Genomic DNA, 21,002 nt, shown 5'->3' with positions numbered 1-21,002 from the left:
TCATGAGCGCAGCAGAGACACGCATCGCCCTGGTAACGGGGGCGAGCCGGGGGATTGGACGGGCCATCGCCGAAGCGCTGGCCGCCCAGGGGCATACCGTGATCGGTACGGCCACGTCCGACAAGGGCGCAGGGGGCATCAGCGCCTATCTCGGCGAATCCGGCGCCAGCGGACAGGGCATGACCCTGAATGTGACTGACCCGGCCAGCATCAAGGACGTTGTGGATCGCATCGCCGGCGAATACGGCACACCGACCATCCTGGTCAACAATGCCGGCATCACCCGTGACAACCTGATGATGCGCATGAAGGACGACGAGTGGGACGATATCATCGACACCAACCTGAGTTCGGTCTACCGCGTCACCAAGGCGTGTCTGCGGGGCATGATGAAGGCGCGCTGGGGGCGGATTATCAATATCTCCTCCGTGGTCGGCGCCATGGGCAATGCGGGTCAGGCGAACTATGCTGCAGCCAAGGCCGGAATTCAGGGGTATACCCGTTCCATCGCCCGGGAGGTGGGCAGCCGGGGCATTACCGCCAACGCGGTGGCGCCGGGGTTCATCGACACGGACATGACCCGGGCCCTGGGCGACGAACAGCGGCAGGAATTGACGCAGCAGATCCCCTTGGGCACATTAGGCCGCCCGGAGCACATCGCCGCCACGGTCGCGTTCCTGGCGTCGGATGCGGGGGAATACATCACCGGACAGACGCTGCACGTCAACGGCGGCATGTACATGAGCTGAGCAGCAAACGCGGGGCTGTAACGGGGCCCGCTAACGAAAAGAATGCGGTTTTCCGGAAAGTCGCATCCTGAATCAGCGCCGGCAGAGTCACCGGCGACTGTGGCAACAACGAATCTGTTTGCATAGAATACGCCGGGCATGTTTTCAGGACCGGCCTCAATCGGGAGTAAGGGTTTATGAGCAGTATCGAAGAGCGCGTCAAGAAGATCGTTGTCGAGCAGCTCGGGGTCAAGGAAGAGGAAGTCACCTCCGAGGCCTCCTTCGTTGACGATCTCGGTGCCGATTCCCTCGACACCGTCGAGCTCGTGATGGCCCTGGAAGAGGAATTCGAATGCGAAATTCCCGATGAAGAGGCCGAGAAGATCACGACCGTGCAGCAGGCCATCGACTACGTCGAGAACAACCTGAGCAAGTAAACGGCTCGGGACGCTGCATGCAGGATTGAACGTGAAGGGTGTCGGGGCTCCCGTCACCCTTCACGTGTTTTCTGCGGTGAGACGCCACGGGATGAAGCGAGGACAGAACCTTGAGTAAGCGGCGTGTGGTAGTCACGGGGCTGGGGATCATCTCCCCGGTGGGCAACTCCATCAAGGACGCCTGGGATAACATCTGTGCCGGGCGCAGCGGTATTCGCCCCATCGATCGATTCGATACCTCGAAGTTTGCAACGCGCTTCGGGGGCACCATTATCGATTTCGACGCCAAGGACTACATCAACCCCAAGGATGCACGGAAAATGGATCCGTTCATCCACTACGGGATTGCCGCAGCCAACCAGGCCATTGCCGATTCCGGCCTGGAAGTCAGCGACGACAATGCCGAGCGTATCGGTGTGGCCATCGGCTCGGGCATCGGCGGCATCAACTGGATCGAGAACGGTCACCAGGGCTACCTGGAGGGCGGACCGCGGAAGCTGTCACCGTTCTTCATCCCCGGAGCCATTATCAACATGATCTCGGGCCACCTCTCCATCATCCACGGCATGAAGGGGCCCAATGTCGCCATCGTCACCGCCTGCACCACGGGCACCCACAACATCGGCGAATCCGCGCGCATGATTGCCTACGGTGATGCCGACGTCATGGTTGCCGGAGGCGCCGAATTCGCCACCACCCCCACGGGGCTGGGTGGTTTCTCCGCGGCCAAGGCACTGTCCAGCCGCAACGACGATCCCGAAGCCGCCAGTCGACCCTGGGATCAGGATCGTGACGGCTTCGTGCTCAGCGATGGCGCCGGCGTGCTCGTGCTGGAGGAGTACGAACACGCCCGCAAGCGCGGTGCGCCCATCTATGCAGAACTGGCCGGTTACGGCATGAGCGGCGATGCCTACCACATGACCCAGCCTTCGGAAGGCGGCGAGGGGGCTGCGCGGTGCATGCAGGCGGCCTTGCGTGATGCCGGTGTCAATCCCGAGCAGGTGGACTATGTCAACGCTCACGGGACCTCCACCCATGTGGGTGACGTGGCCGAAACCAAGGCCGTGAAGCGGCTCTTCGGCGACCATGCGCACAAACTGGCCGTGAGCTCCACCAAGTCCATGACCGGGCATCTGCTCGGCGCGGCCGGCGGTGTCGAGGCAGTCTTTACGGTGCTGGCCATGCGCGACAAGGTGCTGCCGCCAACCATCAATCTGGATAACCCTGCGGACGGCTGCGATCTCGATTACGTGCCCCATACAGCCCGCGAGCAGGCGATCAACGTCGCCATTTCCAACTCCTTCGGCTTTGGCGGGACCAACGGCACGGTACTGTTCCGCAAGCCCGAATAAACGCCGCCATGCGCTGGATCGACGGCGTTGCCAGCGATCATCTACCCGCCGACGACCGCGGGCTGCAGTTCGGTGACGGGCTGTTCGAGACCGTTGCCGTGGTCGACCACAAGCCGCGGCTGGTGGAGCGGCACCTGGCTCGCCTGCACCGGGATGCGGAAGCAATGGGGCTGCCGGCGCCGGATAGTCTGCTGATCGGCGACGAGGCCAGGGCGCTTGCCGCGCAGGGAGCCGGGTGCGGCGTTCTCAAGATCATCTGGACCGCCGGCTCTGGCGGTCGTGGATATGCCCGTCCTGCGACTCCACAACCGCGCCGCTTACTCTCCCTGCACCCGGCCCCGACGCATTCCGTTTGCCATTGGCAGGACGGTGTCAGCGCAACGCTGTGCCACACGCGCCTCGGCCAGCAGCCTGCCTTGGCTGGCATCAAGCACCTCAATCGCCTGGAGCAGGTTCTGGCCCGCTGCGAATGGGCTGCTGCCGGCGCCCAGGAAGGCATCATGCTGGACCAGAAGGGCCTGGTGGTTGAGGGCAGCATGAGCAATCTCTTCGCCGTGCGCGACGGCGCCGTGATAACGCCGCCTCTGAATGCAGCCGGCATTGCCGGCGTCATGCGTGAAGCGATCATCATTCGCCTGGCGGAACTGGGCCAGGCGGTGGTGCAGGAGCCGCTGTCCCTGGAAGGACTGGCGTCCAGCGACGAGGTCTTCCTGTGCAACAGCGTCAACGGCGTCTGGCCCGTGCGTGAGTTGCAGGGACATGGCCGGTGGGCCGTGGGACCGCTGACGCGGTCCCTGCAGGACTGGATTGATCATCACCGCCTTGCCTGTACGCCGGCGACGCGAACGACCGAGGGACAACCATGACCGTGGGACGGATCCTTCTCTGGGGCCTGGCCGGGCTGACTGCCGTCGGCATGCTGGCGGCGCTGCTCCTGTACCTGGATTATCAGCGCTGGGCGGCGGCGCCGCTGCACGGCGACGCGGAGCCCCATACGTTCGTGCTCGAGCGTGGCGCCACCATGCGCACCGTGGCGAATCACCTGGAGCACGAGGGGCTGCTCGAGCGTCCGCTGTATCTTCGCCTGCACGGGCGCCTGAGCGGCGAAGCGGAGCGACTGCAGAGCGGCGAGTACCGCATCCCGTCGGGCATGACGGCGCCGGAACTGGTCACCCGGCTTGCCCGTGGCCGAGTGGTGCAACACCGTTTCACCATTGTTGAAGGGTGGACATTTCAGCAACTGCTTGCGGCACTGGAGGCCGACCCGCGCATCGTCGACACCCTGGACGGCGTGGACGCCGAGACGATCATGGCGGAACTGGGAAGCGAGGGCGAGCATCCCGAGGGCTGGTTCTACCCGGAAACCTACAGTTTCACCCGGGGTACGACGGATCGGGACATCCTGCGGCGCTCCCACCGGGCAATGCAGGAGCGGCTGGAGGCCGTCTGGGCGCAGCGCGTAGAGGACTTGCCGCTGGAGTCCGCCTATGAGGCACTGATCCTGGCCTCCATCATCGAGCGGGAAACCGGCGCGGCGCATGAGCGCCGGGAGATTGCCGGGGTGTTCAAGCGGCGACTCGAGCAGGGCATGCGACTGCAGACCGACCCCACCGTGATCTACGGTATGGGGGACGATTATGACGGTCGCATCCGCACCCGGGATCTGCGCACGGACACCCCGTATAACACGTACACCCGGCACGGGCTCACGCCGACACCCATCGCCATGCCTGGCGGGGCGGCCCTCGAGGCCGCGGTGGATCCGAAGCCGGGGGAGTACCTCTACTTCGTCTCCAGGGGAGATGGCACGCACCAGTTCTCGCGCACGCTGGAGGAACACAACGCCGCAGTACGGCGTTACATTCTCGGCCAGGGGGACGGTGAAGAGTGAGCGGTACAGGCTCCGGACGGTTCATTACCCTGGAAGGCGTGGAGGGCGCCGGCAAGACCACGGCGCTTGAGGCCATGGCGTCCCATCTCGCCGAACGCGGTCATGCGCCGCTGGTAACACGGGAGCCTGGCGGTACTGATCTGGGTGAGGCCGTGCGCGGCCTGCTGCTGGACCACGCCGGCGACGGCATGTGCGCAGACACCGAGGCATTGCTGATCTTTGCCGCCCGTGCGGAACACTTGCACCGGGTCGTCCGACCCGCACTTGAGGCGGGTCAATGGGTTCTCTGCGATCGCTTCACCGACGCCACTTACGCGTACCAGGGTGCCGGCCGCGGACTGGGAAACGAACGGGTGGCAGTGCTGGAGGACTGGGTCCAGGGGCCGCTGCGGCCGGATCTCACCCTGGTGCTCGATCTCCCGGTGAGCCAGGGCCGGGCCCGGGCCGGCGGCCGCAGCGCACCGGACCGGTTCGAGCGCGAGCAGGATGCCTTCTTCGAGCGTGTCCGCGCGTGCTATCTACGGCGGGCCACCGACGAGCCGCAGCGGGTTCGTGTTGTCGATGCCTCGGGAAGTCAGGCGGACGTCCGTCTCTCCCTCCAGCAGATGCTGGATACCTGGCTCCGGGAGTCTGGACTCCATGACTGAACAAGGCGGCGCGCCGTATCCCTGGCAGCAGTCGGCCTGGGGCAGCCTTGCCCGCCGGCTGACACGGGATCGTCTGCCCCACGCCGTGCTACTGGCCGGGCCCGAGGGCCTTGGCAAGGCCGCCCTGGCCAGACACCTCGCCTGCGCCCTGTTGTGCCAGGACAGTTCCCGGCCGGAGCCCTGCGCGGAGTGCAACGGCTGTCGCCTGATGACTGCGGGCAATCACCCTGATTTCCACCAACTGACCCCGGAGGAGGGCAGTCGAGTGATCAAGGTGGACGCGGTGCGGGAACTGAGCCACGCCATGGGGCTGAAGAGCCAGTTCGGTGGTTATCGTGTGGCCATCGTGGCTCCCGCGGAACGCATGAACAACAGCGCCGCCAACAGTCTTCTGAAAACCCTGGAGGAGCCGCCCGTCGGCACGGTGCTGGTTCTGGTGGCTCATCAGCCGTCGCGGCTGGCGGCCACCATCCGCAGCCGTTGCCAGGTGCTCCAGGTGCACGCGCCGGACGCCGCGGACGCCGCAGACTGGCTCCGCCAGCAGGGCAACGACGCAGCTGTGGCGCTACTGGGTGTGGCCGGCAATGCTCCCCTGGCGGCGCAGGCGCTGTTGCAGCAGGGCGCCGCCGCGGCGCTGGATGAACTGATGGATCAGTTGAGCGCCATTGCCAGCGGCCGACTGGCCCCTGTGGACGCCGCCGGCCGCTGGTCCAAGGACCAGCTGGGCCTGGTGACGGCGCTGCTGCTTTCGGTCATGATGGATCTGGCGCGGGTGCAGGGCGCAGGCGTCAATTCGAGAATCAGTCGACTGAATGAACTGCCAGCGGCGTTAGACTCGGAGAAGTTGCACGGTTATCTGGACCAGCTCCTGGAGCAGCGTCGGCTGGCTGACCATCCGCTGAACGCGCAGCTGGTGCTGGAGTCATTATTCATCCGCTGGAGTGAAATCTGTCCACGGGAGGCAGCCCATGGCTGACGGAGCAGGCGGCCGCGGAGGCCGGCAGGGGATTCTGTCCCTGACCATCAAGGACAAGCACGCGCTCTACGCCGCGTACATGCCCCATGTACGCAACGGTGGACTGTTCGTTCCCACCACCAACAGCTACCGCCTGGGCGACGAGGTGTTCATGCTGCTGAGTCTGATGGAGGAGTCGGAGAAGCTCCCCATTGTCGGCAAGGTCATCTGGATCACTCCCCAGGGCGCCCAGGGTAACCGCACCGCTGGCGTGGGCCTGCAGTTCAGTGAAAAGGACGGCGCGCCGGCGCGCAACAAGATCGAGACCTACCTGGCCGGCGCCCTGGAGTCCGAGCGCCCGACGCATACCATGTAATCACCCGCACAGCCCTTTCGGAGATCGTCACAGCCATGGCGCAACTGCCGCTGGTGGATTCCCATTGTCATCTGCACATGCTGGACGCTGCAGCAGACCATCCGGTGCCGTACCTGGAGCGTGCTCGTGAGCAGGGTATCGGCCACTTGATGACCGTCAGTGTGGATCTGGACAGCGTTCCCGAACTCCTCGCCCTAGCGGAGCGCTACCCACAGATCTCCACGTCGGTGGGCGTACACCCCTGCGGTCGCGAGCTGCGGGAAGTCACCCCTGACGAACTGGCCGCCATGGCGGATCACCCGCAGGTGCTGGCCATCGGCGAAACCGGTCTGGATTACATGTGCACCGGACCGGAGGATCGCGAATGGCATCACCATCGCTTCCGGCAACAGGTGCGTGCCGCGCGCCTCGCCGGCAAACCCGTGATCATTCACTCCAGGGGGGCGCCGGAGGATACCGGACGCATCCTCAAGGAAGAGGGTGCCGACGCGGTCGGCGGCATCATTCACTGCTTTACCGACGATACCCCCGCAGCCCATCGGTACCTCGACCTGGGGTTTCATATTTCTCTGTCCGGCATTCTCACGTTTCGCCAGGCCGATGCCCTGCGCAAGGTGGCCCGGAAACTGCCCCAGGACAGCCTTCTGGTGGAGACGGACTGCCCCTATCTGGCGCCGGTGCCCCACCGGGGCAAGCAGAACCAGCCGGCGTGGGTGCGCGAGGTGGCGGAGTGTCTGGCCGACATCCGCGGCGAACGACTGGATGCGGTTGCAGAGTACACCACCGAGAACTTCTACCGCCTGTTCCCCGCGGCACCACCGTTGGACCCGCAAGCAACGCTTTGACCTTGATTGTCTAGGGCGTTTTGCCTTTATTGACGGTCAATTAACGCGCATTTCTCAGGTAGATGCTGGTGTGCTGATGGCGAGCACTTCGGCACGCTCCACGGCGTAGTCCAACTGCCCCGGTTCGAGATAGAAGTGGGGCGAGAAGCGCACGCCGCCGCCGCGGGCAGCACAGATGATGCCGTCGTCCATGAGGGAGCGATACAATCGTTTGTTGTCCCGCCCGGGGGCGCGGAACACAGCAATGCCGGAACGCCGGGCGTCGCTGGTGTCACTGAGCGTCTCCAGTTCGGGGCTGCGCTCCAGCCGCTCCAGCAGGTACTGGACGTTGCTGCGCACGCCGGCCTCGACGGCCGCCATCCCAACCTCGTCCTGGAGCACCGCCAGGCTCGCCTCCAGCCCGTGTACACCCAGCAGATTCGGACTGCCGCACTCGAAGCGCCGCGCGGTCTCGGCGGGCCGCCACTCCTTGGTGTCGTAGTTGCCGGCGTCAGCGACCATGTGCCAGCCATACTGCGTGAGCCCGAGCGTGTCGCGCAGGGATGGCCTGCAGTAAAACAGCCCCAGGCCTTCCGGCCCCAACAGCCACTTGTGGCCGTCGGCCACGACGAAATCGGCATCCACCTCGTTGAGGTCGAACTGCAGCGCCCCCAGCTGCTGGATGGCGTCCACGCAGAACAGCACGCCGTGCTCACGGCAGGCGCCAGCGAGCCGCCGGAGATCCATGCGCAGACCGTCCCCGTACTGTACGGCGCTGACGCTGAGCAGCCGGGTGCGCGGGCCCATGGCGGCGATCAGGGCGTCTTCCGGGGTCGCATGGGCGGTATCGTCCAGTGCCGGGTCGCGCACGACGACGCCCTGATTCTGCAGGGATTCCCAGACGATGCGGTTGGAGGGGAACTCCGAGCGGTTGATGATCACCTCGTCACCGTGCTGCCAGTCGAGCCCGTAGGCGATGAACGACAGTGCCTCGGAGGTGTTCTTCACCAGCGCCACGTCCTCGGCGGAGGGCGCATTGATCAGACGCGCACAGCGCTCGCGCAGGCGCTGCTCCACCTTCAGCCAGCCGGGGTAGCCGGCGGCACCACGCGCGACGCTCTCCCGGGCGAAGGCAGTCACCGCGTCGCCGGTGCGCTTCGGCCAGGCGCCGACGCCGGCGTGATTGAGGTAGACAATGTCGGAATCCTGGGGGAACTGCGGATGCGCCATGCCAAACTCCGGGGTACATTCGGTTTCAGGCTCCTCATGCTACCGGAAAAGGCGCGGTCACCGGCATGGCCCATAAGGGCTTGGGTTACAGAACACGGGTACTACATTTAGGGCATTACCAAACTTCCTGGAAAACGAGTACAACAGGGTATCGGGCCGGGCCGTTGCGCCGCGGTCGGAGCACAGGAGGAGCGCGTCCATGACAGACACCCCCCCGGAAGAGATCCGCATCCCGCAGTTCACCACCGGCGACGAATTCCGCATCCCCACCTACCGATTGCTGCAGGAGGACGGAACCCTCTGCGAGGGGGCCGAGACGCCGCCGCTGGATCGGGACAAGGCGCTGCGGATCTACCGGGCCATGGTCTTCACGCGGGTCCTGGACGAGCGCATGATGGCGGCCCAGCGCCAGGGGCGGCTGAGTTTCTACATGCAGTGCACAGGCGAGGAGGCGGCGGTGATCGGCAGCACGGCGGCGCTGCAAGACGACGACGTGATCATGGCCCAGTACCGGGAGCAGGGCGCTCTGGCCTACCGGGGATTCACCACCGACGAGTTCATGAACCAGCTCTTCGGCAACGAGCTCGATTACGGCAAGGGCCGGCAGATGCCGGTGCACTACGGGTCGGCGACCCTGAACTACGTCACCATCTCCTCGCCCCTGGCCACGCAGATTCCGCAGGCCGTGGGCTACGCCTACGGGCAGAAGCTCGCCGGAGACGGGCACTGCACCATCACCTACTTCGGCGAGGGTGCCGCCTCCGAAGGGGATTTCCATGCCGCACTGAACATGGCCGCGGTGCACCGGGCACCGGTGATCTTCCTCTGCCGCAACAACGGCTACGCCATTTCGACACCGACGGTGGAGCAGTTCGCAGCCGACGGCGTGGCGCCGCGCGCCTTCGGCTACCGCATGCATGTCATCCGCGTCGATGGCAATGACATTCTCGCCATGCACGAGGCGACCGCAGCGGCGCGCCGCCTGGCCGTGGAGGATGATCGCCCGGTCCTGATCGAGGCCATGACCTACCGCCTTGCGGGGCACTCCTCCTCCGATGATCCGTCCGCCTACCGCAGCCGTACGGAAGAGGAGGGCTGGCGGGACAAGGACCCGATCCTGCGCATGCGGCTGTGGTTGATCGGCCGCGAATGGTGGAGCGAGGACGAGGACAAGAGCCTGCAGGAATCCCTGCGCAAGGAGATTCTCGACACCATGAAACGCGCCGAGAAGCGCCCCTCCGTCCCCCTGGACAGCCTGGTCACCGATGTCTACGACCAGCTCACACCTGCGCTCACGGAGCAGCTGGATCGGCTCAGGCAGCATATCCGCAAGTACCCCGACAGCTACCCGAAGACGGCGTCCCAGGTGAACGGAGGCGACTGACATGGCCAGGATGAACATGCTGCAGGCCATCAATCACGGCCTGGATATCGCCATGGAGACCGATGAGCGCGTGCTGTGCTTCGGTGAGGACGTGGGCGGTTTCGGCGGCGTCTTCCGGGCCACCAGCAATCTGCAGGATAAGTACGGCAAGGCGCGGTGCTTCAACACGCCCCTGGTGGAGCAGGGCATTGTGGGCTTCGCCAACGGCCTTGCGGCCCAGGGCTCGATCCCGGTGGCAGAAATCCAGTTCGCGGACTACATCTTCCCGGCCTTCGACCAGATCGTGAACGAGTCGGCCAAGTACCGCTACCGCTCCGGCAATCTCTTCAACGTCGGCGGCCTGACCATCCGAGCCCCCTACGGCGGCGGCATTTCCGGCGGCCATTACCACTCGCAGTCACCCGAGGCGTACTTCGCGCACACCCCCGGGCTGAAGATCGTCGTGCCGCGTAATGCCCACCAGGCGAAGGGCCTCCTCCTGGGCGCCATCCGGGACCCGAACCCGGTGATCTTCTTCGAACCCAAGCGGCTCTACCGCGCTTCGGTGGGTGACGTGCCGGAAACCGACTACCAGCTTCCCCTGGGCGAGGCCGAGGTGGTCAAGGAGGGCTCGGACGTGACCCTGGTGGCCTGGGGCGCCCAGATGGAGGCGGTGCAGCAGGCGGTGGAGCTCGCAGACAAGGAGAACATCTCCTGCGAGGTCATTGATCTGCGGACGATTCTACCCTGGGACGCGGAGACGGTGGCAGAGTCCGTTCTCAAGACAGGACGCCTGGTGGTCACCCATGAGGCACCATTGACCGGCGGGTTCGGCGGCGAGATCGCAGCCACCATCCAGGAGCGGTGTTTCCTGTACCTGGAATCACCGGTGATGCGGGTCACCGGGCTGGATACGCCCTTCCCGCTGGCCCTGGAAAAGGAGTACATGCCCGATCACCTGAAGGTCTTCGAGGCCATCAGGGCCAGTGTCGAATTCTGACCGGGACCGGACCGGCGCCGTCCGTTCGCCCTGCGCGAGGAGCGAGGAAGAACAACCATGACCGACTTCATTCTGCCCGACATCGGCGAAGGCATCGTCGAGTGCGAACTCACCAAGTGGCTTGTCCGGGAAGGGGACGTGGTCGCCGAAGACCAGCCCGTGGTGGAGGTCATGACGGACAAGGCGCTGGTGGAGATCCCGGCGCCGGAGCAGGGCAGAATCACGCGCCTGTACTACAGCGAGGGCGAAATCGCGCGGGTGCACGAGCCGTTGTTCGCCTACGACACCGGCGAGGGCGAGGACGACAAGGCGCCGCCGGCAGGACCCCAGCCGGAGCAGGAGGACGAGTCACGCACGGAGTCGGCCCCGGCACCCCCCGCGGAGCCTGCACGGGCAACGCCGGAGCAGGCTGAACCGGTGGCGACCCCGGTGGCCACCGCGCCGGGTGGCCCGGGGCGGCTGCGCACGCCGGCCACGCCGGCCGTGCGGCGGATGGTTCGGGAGCACGGCCTGCGCCTGGACGACATCCGCGGTTCCGGCAAGCATGGCCGCGTGCTCAAGGCCGACGTGCTCGCCCACCTGGATGAAACCACGGCCGGCGACCGCAGGGAGGAGCCCGACACCGCTCCGGCGGCCGGGCCGGCGCCGTCGCCGGGCGAGATGCGCGTGGAGCCCATCAAGGGCACGCGCGCGGCCATGGCCAAGCACATGGCCCATGCCGCCGCCACCGTGCCCCATTTCATCTACGGCGAGGAAATCGACGTCACCGACCTCATTGCGCTGCGGGAGCGTCTCCGGCCCGAGGCCGAGGCGCAGGGCGTACGACTCACGCTCATGCCGTTCTTCATGAAAGCCCTGGCCGTAGCGACGTCGGACTACCCGCTGCTGAACAGTCGCGTCAACGACGCGGTCACCGAGATTCACTACCAGCCCCACTGCAACATCGGCATGGCGGTGGACAGCGAGGCCGGCCTGGTGGTCCCCAACGTCAAGCAGGTGGAGCAGAGGACGCTGCTGGAGATCGCCACGGAGGTGGCACGTCTGGTCGAGGCCGCCCGTGCCGGCCGGGTCACGCGGCAGGACCTGCAGGGCGGTACCATCACCCTGTCCAACATCGGCGCCCTGGGCGGCACCTACGCGGCGCCCATCATCAACGCGCCGGAGGTGGCGATTGCCGCCCTGGGACGAACCCAGTACCTGCCGCGGTTCGACGCCGAGGATCGAGTGGTGAAGCGCGCGATCCTGCCGGTGAGCTGGGCGGGCGATCACCGCATCATTGACGGCGGCACCATGGCGCGCTTCTGCAATCGCTGGAAGCGCCTGCTGGAGTCGCCGGACGCCATGCTGTTGCACCTGCGCTGATCCGCGGTCACGGTACGGAGCATGGTCGACGCCCCCATTCAGCAGTTCTACATTCCCGAAGAGCAGTCCGTTTACCTGCTCAGTCACGGTGACGCCAAGAAGCTGAAGGACTGGGTGGCCCTGTGCACCAACCAGTTGCAACAGCTCGGTTACCGCGACATTGAGCTGATCGGCAAGGGCGCCTACGGGTTCGTCTTCGCCGGTGCCGTCACCGGTTCGGATGGCCGCCGCGTGGAGCACGTCTTCAAGTTCACCCGCATTACCCTGCCGCAGCATATCCAGGACCGCCTCGAAGAAGAGGCGTTCATGCTCAGCCAGGTCAACCACCCCCGGGTGCCGCGGTTGATCACTTTCCAGCGGGTACGTAACCAGTCGCTGCTGGTCATGGAGCGTGCCCCCGGGTTCAACCTGGAAGAGATCTCCCTGCGCGAGGGGCGCCTGCCTCCGCGTTTGATCGTGCGTATCGGCGCCCAGCTCGCGGATATTCTGCGCGCCCTGCGCAGTGAGGCCGGCCCGGCGGGGCGGCCCATCGTGCACGGCGACATCAAGCCGTCCAACCTGGTGTTCGACGAGAATACCGAAACCATTGCCCTGATCGACTGGGGCTCTTCCGTGTTTGCCCAGGTGGACGAGAATTACCAGTTCGTGGCACCGAAGGTCATGGAACTGATGTCGGACAACCTGCAGCAGACCAATGCGCGCCTGGGCGATGTCTACTTCATCGGCGAAGAGCAGCTGAACGGCGCGTTGTCGTCGCCACGTTTCGACGAGCAGGGAGCGGCGGGCGCGCTCTATGCCCTGGCCTCCGGGCAATCCTGCCGTTTCGGCTACCGCGCCATTCCGCCCACGTCGCTGGGTCTGCCCATCGAGTTCGCGCGTCTGCTCGAGGGCATGCTGGATGCCGATACCGACCTGCGCCGACGCGCCGGGGACTACTTCCTGCGGGAAATGCCGCGCATCGGCCGCACCGTGATGATCGACCTGCCGGAGCCGGCGCCGACGCCGGCAGTGCCGGTGTGGATGCGCCGCACCGACCGCGAGATCGACACGGTGGTATACAGCTCGCGGAAATCGTTCCTGCGGGAAGAGGGCGCCGAGGAGACTCTCAGCGACGTCAATGACGTGCAACTGGACCGCTACTACCGGAATTTCATGCAGGGCATGGGCGACACCGAGAAGGCATTCCTGGCTGCTGTCAGCCGCCTGGGCCGCTACCCGGTGGTGGGCGGCCTGGCAGTGCGCTGGGAGAAGGAGGGTATCTACATCGACACCTCGTTGAACCTCCACGACCCGGAACGCAAGACCGCATTCATCACGGCGGTGAACAACATGGTCAATCTGGCCCGGGCCATCTATCGCCAGGGCATATTCAAGAGCTGCCTGTTCAATGCCCGCGACACGCTGCACATCGACCGGGACACCGCCGCCGCACCATTCATTCCGGACGCAGACATGCGGCTGCCGTACGAAGTGAGTTCGGCGCCGGAGCCCGAGGATCGCACGCGGGAACATTCGTACTTCGAGGATGGCCCGGATCCCGAGGAGCTGCTGGTCCTGCCAGACGAGATCATGCGCTCGCTGGAAGCGCTGAACACGATTCACCACACGGGCATGATCATCTTCGAGGCATTGCCGTACCACCTGAAGATCCACAGCTATTATCGATTGCTGGATCCCGCATGCGAGGAGGAGTTCCGTCAGCGCCTGGACGAGATCCTTGCCGCGGTACCGCTCATCGAAGGACTGGGCGTGTCGGGCTACATGAAGATGCCGTACAAGGATACGCGGTACTTCACCCACATGGAGCGTCTGCCGGAGCGGTATTATCCGAAGGATCCCCGCGCCGTTGCCAGCAACAACGGCGAGAGTGCGGAGGCAGATTAGCGCGCGAGGTTCCAGAGCCTTATGCTCGCCAGTAGTGATCTTCTGCTGCGTATAAGTAAGATTATGTTAAATGGCGTTGAGTTGGCACTAAGGTCGTCTTCGGGGACGTGACTGTGCGGCTCCTCAGTAGTCCCACTCGATGTTCTGCCCCTTGGTCAAATCCAGGGCTTCCGCCTCCCCTGCGGCCATTTCCAGTGCGGCAATGACGGGCTCTCCAGGCCTGGTGAGGTGTGGCTGTTCGGAGACCATCTGCTCGATGGCCGTAATCGTGCGGTTCGTGCCAATGAATATGATGTCCAGTCCGCCGTGGACATTGCGCATGTGAAAACCCGGACGTGCCGGCGAGTCGAAGACGAACAGGATGGGATTGCCGGCGATGGCGTCGGGACAGAGATACTGCATGCCGGCGGCACGGTGCTCGGCGGTTGCCGCAATCCGGACTGTCAGTTCCCGCTGTTCACCGAGCCGGACTCGACCCTGCGGCATGCTGGCCACGGCATCTGTTTCGCTGACGCATGCGGATGCCGGTTCGCCATCCCCCGGCCAGCCCGACAGTGAATATGCCGGGATGCTCATCAGCAGAAGCGCAAAAGCAACGGCGCCGCTGACGGCGGCATCTCGCCACTCGCAACGGCGCCGTCCCCTCTTTGCCACCTCTATCCCCCGAACAGCCCGAGGGCGTTCAGGAACACCAGGATCACCGCGGCCGGGGCCACGAAACGGGTCACGAACAACCACAACTGGAAACCGGTGCTTTCGTCACTCAAACCCAGTTCGCGAGCAACGCTGTGGACGCGCATCTGCCAGCCGACGAAGATCGCGATCAGCAGGCCGCCCAGGGGCAGCATGATGTCGTTGGAGACGAACTCCAGCGCATCAAAGACGTTCATGCCCGGCAGGAGGTGGAAATCGCCCCAGACGTTCAGTGACAGGCCGCAGGCGATTCCCAGCAGCCAGATCAGGCCGGCAATGATGGCGGCGGCACGGATGCGGCTGCCGCCCTGCTCCGTGAGATAGGCGGTGGCCGGCTCCAGCAGGGACATCCCCGAGGTGACGGCGGCCACGGACAGCAGCACGAAGAAGAGGATTCCCAGCGCAAAGCCGAAGGAGATCTCGCCGAAGACGATGGGCAGGGTCACGAACACGAGCCCCGGGCCGCCCTCGCCCGGCTCCATGCCGGCGGCAAAGACGATGGGGAAGATGGCCAGGCCCGCCAGCAGTGCGGTGCCGGTGTCCATGCCCACGATCCAGCCGGCGCTGCGGGGAATCGATTCATTCCTGGGCAGGTAGGCACCGTAGACCATGATGGCCCCCATGCCGAGGCTGAGGGTGAAGAACGCCTGGCCCATGGCGGTGAGAACCGTTCCCGGTTCCACCGCCGAGAAGTCGGGCTGGAACATGAACGCAACCGCCTCCTGAAACGCGCCCGAGGCCGCCATGCCGTAGCCAACCAGCAGCAACAGGATCACGAACAGCAGCGGCATCAGCAGCGTCACTGCACGCTGGAGTCCCTTGCGCACTCCGGCGGCAATGATGCCGAACAGAATCACCATGAACAGCGTGTGCCAAATCAGCACGTCCACGGGACTGCCGACGAAGGTCTCGAACAGTTCACCCGCCGCATCGGCGGTAATGCCCTGGAAACTCCCCAGCAATGACTGCAGCACGTAGAATAGCGCCCAGCCGCCGACCACGCTGTAGAAGGACAGGATCAGGAAACCTGCTGCAACACCAAGCCAGCCGAGGAGCGACCAGTACCGGCTGCGTCCCTCGTCCCGGGAGACGGCAAGCAGGCTGTTGATGGGGCTGCGTCTGCCCTGCCGACCGATGGTGATCTCCGCGATCATGATGGGTAGGCCCACCAGCAGGATGCACAACAGGTAGATGATGACGAAGGCCGCACCGCCGTTCTCGCCCACCAGGTAGGGAAACCGCCAGAGGTTACCCAGACCCACCGCCGAGCCGGTGGCGGCGAGAATGAACACCAGTCCACTCGACCATTCACCGTGGATGGAACCGCGTGCATCGGCCATTCAATGGTCTCCTGTCGCTGCTATCGGGTGTCCGGACAAGCCGGGGGTCGAACAGTAGTTTGCCATTGCCGGCCCTGCGCATGGAAACCTGCCATCAGGGCCCGCCGGCCCGGGTCCCGGATCGCCGTTTGCAGCCCCTCCGGTGCGGCAGTATTCTCAAGAACTGAATTCGCACCGCGAAGGAAAAGGAGAAGACGAATGAAACATACCGCTTGGACCATCGGACTCGGCGTCGCACTGTCGCTGGGGGTCAGCGCCGGGGCAACCGCTGACAATCTCCGCATCGGCGCCCTGGTGCCGCTCACGGGTGACCTCCAGGACTATGGCGAAACCTCCCGAAACGGCATCCGGCTGGCCGTCGACGAGATCAATGCCGCCGGAGGCGTGCTCGGCGAGGACATCCAACTGGTCGGCGGGGACACCCAGACCAGCCCCCAGGCCGGCGTTGATGCCGCCCAGCGCCTCGCCTCGGTGGAAGGTGTCCACGCTTTCGTGGGCGCCCTCTCCAGCGGCGTCACCATCCCGGTCGCCCAGAGCGTGAGTCGCCAGGAAGGCATTCCGCAGATCAGTGGTGCCTCGACGTCCCCGGTCATCACCGATCTCGACGACGACGATTTCCTGTTCCGCACGGTGCCGTCGGACGCGTTCCAGGGCATCGCCCTTGCCGAGATCGCCGAGGAGTCCGGTTATTCCAACCTCTCCATCCTCTACATCAACAACGACTACGGTCTCGGGCTCGCGGAAAACTTCCGGGACGCTTTCGAGGCCCGCGGTCACACGGTCTCCGAGATGGCCGCCTACGAGCCTGGTCAATCGTCCTATCGCGGGGAACTCCGGCGGGTCAGCCGTGGTGATACCGAGGGCCTGGTGCTGATCGGGTATCCGGAGAACGGTCAGACCATACTGCGGCAAGCCGTGGAAGGTGGCATGTTCGAGAACTTCGTGTTCACCGACGGCCTGCAGTCGCCTGACATGATCAACGCCATTGGCGCCGAGTTCATGGAAGGTGCCGTGGGCTCCGTGCCGCGAGCCCTGGAGGACACTCCCGGGGCGCAGCACTTCGAGGCTGCCTATTCCGAGGCCTACGGTGAGGTGCCGCCCCAGCCGTTCATGGACACGGCCTACGATGCAGTCTATCTGATCGCCCTGGCGGCGCAGCAGGCCGGCGTCCTGGATCGTACGGCCATTCGTGACAACCTGCGTTCGGTGGCCAATCCGCCCGGCGAGGTGGTGAATCCCGGCGAATGGGAAAAGGCCCTGCAACTGCTTGCCGATGGCGAGGAGATCAATTACGAGGGCGCCTCCGGCAGCGTGGATCTCGACGAGCACGGGGACGTGCCCGGCACGTTCGCTCACTGGCGTGTGGAAGACGGCGAGATTCGCACCGTGCGCGTGTTCGCCCCTGCTGAAGACTGAGTCGCTCCACTGGCCGTCGCGGGCAGCAGCGCTCCGCGACGGCCAGCCCTACCCTTTCGCCGCACAGGGCTCCGACATACAACGAACGTGGCTTATCGCACAACTAATCCCGCCGCCCCTTGGCGATGGCGGGTGGTGCTTTCTCCGGCAGAATGCCTTCAGGCCGCGTAATCAGGATCACCTGCAGCAGCACGCCGATGAGGATTACACGCAGCGGTCCGGCATAGCCCGTGTAGCCTTCCGGTAGACCGGCACTCATCACGAACTCGCTGCCGGACCAGATCGTCCAGATGACCACAGCGCCCAGTAGCGCGCCCTTGTTGTTGCCGCTGCCACCGGCGATCAGCATCACCCAGACCAGAAACGTGCCGTACAGCGGCAGGAACGCCTCCGGGCTGAGGAAGCCGAAATAGTGGGCGTACAGTGCGCCGCCCAGGCCCATGATTGCTGAGCCCACCACGAACGCCTCCAGCCGGAACCGACGGATGTTCTTGCCCGCCGCGGCGGTGGCGGGTTCATCCTCACGGATGGCCCGCAGCACCCGCCCCCAGGGAGATCGCCGTGCGCGCTCCACCAGGAAGTAGACGCCGACCAGAAACACCGCCACCACAATGAGCGAACCCATGGCGGAACTCAGACCGATGGCCTGAAAAAAATCGCTGAATGGCCGATCAATATTGGACATGCCCCGCACACCGTTGGTGAGCCAGCCTTCGTTGGCAATGACGAGGCGCAGGGTTTCGGCAATGCCGATGGTGGCAATGGCCAGGTAGTCGGTGCGCAACCGGGCGGTGATGGCGCCGATGATCAGGCCGACCAGTGCCGAGGCGATCACCGCACCCGCCACGCCGATCAGGAACGGGTACTGGAAACCGCCAACATGCCAGGGGCTTTCCGGCGTGGTGAGAATGGCGCTGGTATATGCCCCCACGGCGAAGAAACCGGCGATGCCGATGTTGAACTGGCCGGTGAAGCCCCACTGCATGTTCAGGCCCAGCGCCAGGATGGCGTAGATGCCCACGAAGGTGAAAAACGAGACCAGGTACGCCGCGATGCCGGAGATTTCCATTACCACGCCCCCTTGAAGATGCCCTGCGGGCGGATGATGAGCACCGCCACCATGATGAGGAATGCCACCGCCGGCTTGTACGACGGCTCGAGGAACAGGGTCGAGATTTCCATGGCCAGCCCAATCAGCATGCCGCCGGCAATCGCCCCGTAGGGTCGGCCGATGCCGCCGACAATCGCCGCGGCGAAGACCGGCAGCAGGATGTTCCAGCCCATGGTCGGCGTCAGCCGGGAGTCCATGCCCAACAGCACGCCGGCCCCTGCAGCCAGCGCGCCACCCAACAGCCAGGTGATCATGATCACACGTTCGGCGGGGATGCCGGTGACCAGCGCCAGGTCCATGTTGTCGGACATGGCCCGCATGGCCTTGCCGATGCGCGTGCGGGTGAGGAAGAGGTGCAGGGCGGTGACAATGACCACTGCCGCAAGAAGAATCCACAGGTGATTGGGAATGATCGCAAGTTCCCAGACCATCCAGGGCCGCTGAATGCCGCCCGGGAAGCTGTAAACGCTGGGCCCCCAGATGACCTGGACCAGGCTGCGCAGAATCAGGCCGATGCCGAAGGAGGAGATCAGCAGGATCACCGGCTGCGTCCGCCGGATGCGCTTGTACACGGTCTGGTCAATGAGCACCGCGACAATGGCTGCGCCGATCATGCCGGCGGGCAGTGCGGTCCAGACCGGGGCGTGAGTCATCATCAGGAAGCCCATGCCCACGTAGGCGCCGACGGTGATGAGGTCGCCATGGGCAAAGTGCGCGAAGCGCAGGATGCCGAAGATCATGGACACGCCGATGGCACCCAGGGTCAGGATGCTGCCCAGAACGATCCCGTAAATGCTCAGTTGCAGAAGTTCGATCAGGATGTACACGTCGGTCAGCCCCCCAGGAACATTTCCGCGACTTCGCGGTTGTCGAGCAGGTTCTTCCCGGTGTCCTCAAAGCGGTTGGCGCCGGTGGCCAGCACATAGCCGCGATCGGCCACTCCCAGGGCCTGTTTGGCGTTTTGTTCCACCATCAGCACGCCAATGCCCAGCGCCCGGATTTCACGAATGCGCTCGAAGGTGTCATCGATCAGGCGTGGTGACAGGCCCGCGGTGGGTTCGTCGAGCATCAGCAGCTGCGGGTCGATCATCAGCGCGCGCCCCATGGCCACCATCTGTCGTTCACCGCCGGACATCAGCCCGGCATCCTGACGGCGGCGTTCACGGAGGCGCGGAAACACGGAGAACACTTTCTCCAGCCGCGGCCGCAGATCCCCCTTGATGGCGTAGGCGCCCATCTCCAGGTTCTCCTGGACCGTCAGCGAGGGGAAGACGTTGTGCTCCTGGGGAACGTAAGCGATGCCACGCCCCACCATCTGTTCCGGCTTGCTGTTGGTGATGTCGTCACCCCGGTAGCGTACCTGCCCGGAACGCACATGGAGCAGACCGAACACCGCCTTCATGAGCGTGGATTTGCCGGCGCCGTTGGCACCGATGATGACCACGATTTCGTCGTCTTCGACGCGGACGCTGGCGCCGTTGAGGATGTCGGCGCCGCCGTAGCCCCCGTAGATGTCGTTTGCCTGGAGCAGACTCATTCTGATGCACCCATGGTTGCGCTCACGCCGCCGCCGAGATAGGCCTCGCGCACTTCTGCGTTCTCGCGGATCTCCGCCATCGGCCCGGAGGCGATGAGCCCGCCGTTGGCCATGACATGGACCGGATCACACAGCTTGGCGATGAGATCCATGTCGTGTTCGATGAGGAAGAACGTATAACCGCGTTCTCGGTTCAACCGCTGGATCGCGTCGGAGATTTTACCCAGCAGCGTGCGATTGACCCCGGCCCCCGGCTCGTCCAGCAGCACCGCGCGGGCGTCGGTCATCATGGTGCGCCCCAGGTCCAGCAGTTTCTTCTGGCCACCGGAGAGGTTCCCGGCCCGTTCGTCGGCAAGATGATCAAGCGACAGGAACTCCAGCACGTCCTCGGCCCGATCCCGGACGGCACTTTCCTGCCGGCGCACCTTGCCCCAGCGGAACCAGCTCTGCAGCAGGTTTTCTCCCACCTGCGCCGGCGGCACCACCATGAGATTCTCGCGTACCGTCATGCGGGCGAATTCGTGGGGCACCTGGAACGTGCGCACCAGCCCCTGGTGGAACAGCTGGTGGGGGCGCCGCCCGGTTATATCCTGCCCTTCCAGGTAGATGCGTCCGGTGTCGGCGGGAATCAGGCCGGCGATGATGTTGAACAGGGTGCTTTTGCCGGCCCCGTTCGGGCCGATCAATCCGGTGATGCTGCCAGGCTCAACTTCAAGTGATACATCACGAACTGCCTGCAACCCACCGAAAGCCTTGGCGACATGCTCGATCCTGATCACGCCCAACCCCCCGGCTTCATGGCCAAAACCCGGAATTGTACTGGGGAAATGTACCAGTGCAATATTCCGTCGGGGCC

Annotated in this window: 21 protein-coding genes; 14 read left to right on the top strand and 7 right to left on the bottom strand. The window is 64.9% G+C overall.

All coding sequences use genetic code 11. The annotated features are described in order from the left end of the window. The first annotated feature begins 2 nt into the window (after positions 1-2). The 9 genes from fabG (at position 3) to KU884_RS09940 (ending at position 7,231) form a co-directional block, all read left to right on the top strand. Positions 3-749 carry a 3-oxoacyl-ACP reductase FabG gene (gene fabG / locus KU884_RS09980; RefSeq protein WP_167782508.1) on the top strand — a complete coding sequence of 249 codons (747 nt, stop codon included), beginning with the start codon at positions 3-5 and terminating at the stop codon, positions 747-749. Positions 750-925: 176 nt separating this feature from the next. Continuing rightward, positions 926-1,165: an acyl carrier protein gene (gene acpP, locus KU884_RS09975; protein ID WP_167782507.1), complete on the top strand. Its 240-nt coding sequence runs from the start codon at positions 926-928 to the stop codon at positions 1,163-1,165. Between the two features lie 110 nt (positions 1,166-1,275). Further along, complete coding sequence (gene fabF / locus KU884_RS09970) at positions 1,276-2,517, top strand: beta-ketoacyl-ACP synthase II (RefSeq protein ID WP_167782506.1); 1,242 nt, start codon at positions 1,276-1,278, stop codon at positions 2,515-2,517. A gap of 8 nt (positions 2,518-2,525) precedes the next feature. Beyond that, on the top strand, positions 2,526-3,383 hold the full coding sequence (pabC, locus tag KU884_RS09965) for an aminodeoxychorismate lyase (protein ID WP_167782505.1): 858 nt from the start codon (positions 2,526-2,528) through the stop codon (positions 3,381-3,383). Next, positions 3,380-4,408: an endolytic transglycosylase MltG gene (gene mltG, locus KU884_RS09960; protein WP_174813729.1), complete on the top strand. Its 1,029-nt coding sequence runs from the start codon at positions 3,380-3,382 to the stop codon at positions 4,406-4,408. Before pabC ends, mltG begins: the two co-directional genes overlap by 4 nt. Continuing rightward, on the top strand, positions 4,405-5,055 hold the full coding sequence (gene tmk, locus KU884_RS09955) for a dTMP kinase (protein ID WP_167782504.1): 651 nt from the start codon (positions 4,405-4,407) through the stop codon (positions 5,053-5,055). The genes mltG and tmk overlap by 4 nt, the downstream gene beginning before the upstream one ends. Continuing rightward, on the top strand, positions 5,048-6,031 hold the full coding sequence (locus tag KU884_RS09950) for a DNA polymerase III subunit delta' (protein WP_167782503.1): 984 nt from the start codon (positions 5,048-5,050) through the stop codon (positions 6,029-6,031). The genes tmk and KU884_RS09950 overlap by 8 nt, the downstream gene beginning before the upstream one ends. Then, positions 6,024-6,386, top strand: coding sequence for a PilZ domain-containing protein (locus tag KU884_RS09945; protein WP_167782502.1), 363 nt, complete (start codon positions 6,024-6,026; stop codon positions 6,384-6,386). Before KU884_RS09950 ends, KU884_RS09945 begins: the two co-directional genes overlap by 8 nt. A gap of 35 nt (positions 6,387-6,421) precedes the next feature. Next, on the top strand, positions 6,422-7,231 hold the full coding sequence (locus KU884_RS09940; RefSeq protein ID WP_167782501.1) for a TatD family hydrolase: 810 nt from the start codon (positions 6,422-6,424) through the stop codon (positions 7,229-7,231). A gap of 54 nt (positions 7,232-7,285) precedes the next feature. Here KU884_RS09940 and KU884_RS09935 read toward each other — a convergent pair whose 3' ends face one another. After that, a complete protein-coding gene (locus tag KU884_RS09935) occupies positions 7,286-8,440 on the bottom strand; it encodes an aminotransferase class V-fold PLP-dependent enzyme (protein WP_167782500.1) in 1,155 nt (384 codons plus the stop codon). 199 nt (positions 8,441-8,639) lie between these two features. Here KU884_RS09935 and KU884_RS09930 point away from each other — a divergent pair, with 199 nt between their 5' ends. From KU884_RS09930 to KU884_RS09915, 4 genes are read left to right on the top strand one after another with little or no spacing between them, the layout of a single operon-like run. Beyond that, positions 8,640-9,824, top strand: coding sequence for a thiamine pyrophosphate-dependent dehydrogenase E1 component subunit alpha (locus KU884_RS09930; RefSeq protein ID WP_167782499.1), 1,185 nt, complete (start codon positions 8,640-8,642; stop codon positions 9,822-9,824). A 1-nt stretch (position 9,825) separates the two neighbouring features. Further along, the gene (locus KU884_RS09925; RefSeq protein ID WP_167782498.1) at positions 9,826-10,803 is read left to right on the top strand and encodes an alpha-ketoacid dehydrogenase subunit beta; all 978 of its coding nucleotides are present in this window, start codon (positions 9,826-9,828) and stop codon (positions 10,801-10,803) included. A 57-nt stretch (positions 10,804-10,860) separates the two neighbouring features. Then, positions 10,861-12,165 (top strand): 2-oxo acid dehydrogenase subunit E2, encoded by a 1,305-nt coding sequence (locus KU884_RS09920; protein WP_167782497.1) that lies wholly within the window; start codon positions 10,861-10,863, stop codon positions 12,163-12,165. 21 nt (positions 12,166-12,186) lie between these two features. Further along, positions 12,187-14,049, top strand: coding sequence for a protein kinase (locus KU884_RS09915; protein WP_167782496.1), 1,863 nt, complete (start codon positions 12,187-12,189; stop codon positions 14,047-14,049). Positions 14,050-14,172: 123 nt separating this feature from the next. Here the strand turns inward: KU884_RS09915 and KU884_RS09910 are convergent, their stop codons facing one another. Both KU884_RS09910 and KU884_RS09905 read right to left on the bottom strand, forming a co-directional pair. After that, positions 14,173-14,703 carry a DUF192 domain-containing protein gene (locus KU884_RS09910; RefSeq protein ID WP_167782495.1) on the bottom strand — a complete coding sequence of 177 codons (531 nt, stop codon included), beginning with the start codon at positions 14,701-14,703 and terminating at the stop codon, positions 14,173-14,175. A gap of 2 nt (positions 14,704-14,705) precedes the next feature. Beyond that, positions 14,706-16,082 (bottom strand): sodium-dependent transporter, encoded by a 1,377-nt coding sequence (locus KU884_RS09905; RefSeq protein WP_167782494.1) that lies wholly within the window; start codon positions 16,080-16,082, stop codon positions 14,706-14,708. 198 nt (positions 16,083-16,280) lie between these two features. Between KU884_RS09905 and KU884_RS09900 the strand changes: the two genes are divergently transcribed. Continuing rightward, positions 16,281-17,498: an ABC transporter substrate-binding protein gene (locus KU884_RS09900; RefSeq protein WP_167782493.1), complete on the top strand. Its 1,218-nt coding sequence runs from the start codon at positions 16,281-16,283 to the stop codon at positions 17,496-17,498. A 103-nt stretch (positions 17,499-17,601) separates the two neighbouring features. Here the strand turns inward: KU884_RS09900 and KU884_RS09895 are convergent, their stop codons facing one another. Genes KU884_RS09895 through KU884_RS09880 form a run of 4 tightly spaced genes read right to left on the bottom strand, consistent with a single transcriptional unit; the run spans position 17,602 to position 20,925 of the window. Continuing rightward, the gene (locus tag KU884_RS09895) at positions 17,602-18,567 is read right to left on the bottom strand and encodes a branched-chain amino acid ABC transporter permease (RefSeq protein WP_167782492.1); all 966 of its coding nucleotides are present in this window, start codon (positions 18,565-18,567) and stop codon (positions 17,602-17,604) included. After that, positions 18,567-19,436 (bottom strand): branched-chain amino acid ABC transporter permease, encoded by an 870-nt coding sequence (locus KU884_RS09890; protein WP_254432014.1) that lies wholly within the window; start codon positions 19,434-19,436, stop codon positions 18,567-18,569. Before KU884_RS09890 ends, KU884_RS09895 begins: the two co-directional genes overlap by 1 nt. Before the next feature lie 5 nt (positions 19,437-19,441). Further along, on the bottom strand, positions 19,442-20,146 hold the full coding sequence (locus KU884_RS09885) for an ABC transporter ATP-binding protein (protein WP_167782491.1): 705 nt from the start codon (positions 20,144-20,146) through the stop codon (positions 19,442-19,444). Continuing rightward, entirely contained in the window at positions 20,143-20,925 is a 783-nt protein-coding gene (locus KU884_RS09880) for an ABC transporter ATP-binding protein (protein WP_167782490.1), read from the bottom strand. Before KU884_RS09880 ends, KU884_RS09885 begins: the two co-directional genes overlap by 4 nt. Positions 20,926-21,002 lie beyond the last annotated feature (77 nt).

The sequence above is a fragment of the Aquisalimonas sp. 2447 genome (genome assembly GCF_012044895.1).
GTDB lineage: Bacteria > Pseudomonadota > Gammaproteobacteria > Nitrococcales > Aquisalimonadaceae > Aquisalimonas.
The sequence above is the reverse complement of the archived record's forward strand: the minus strand, read 5'-3'. Positions and strand labels throughout refer to the sequence as shown.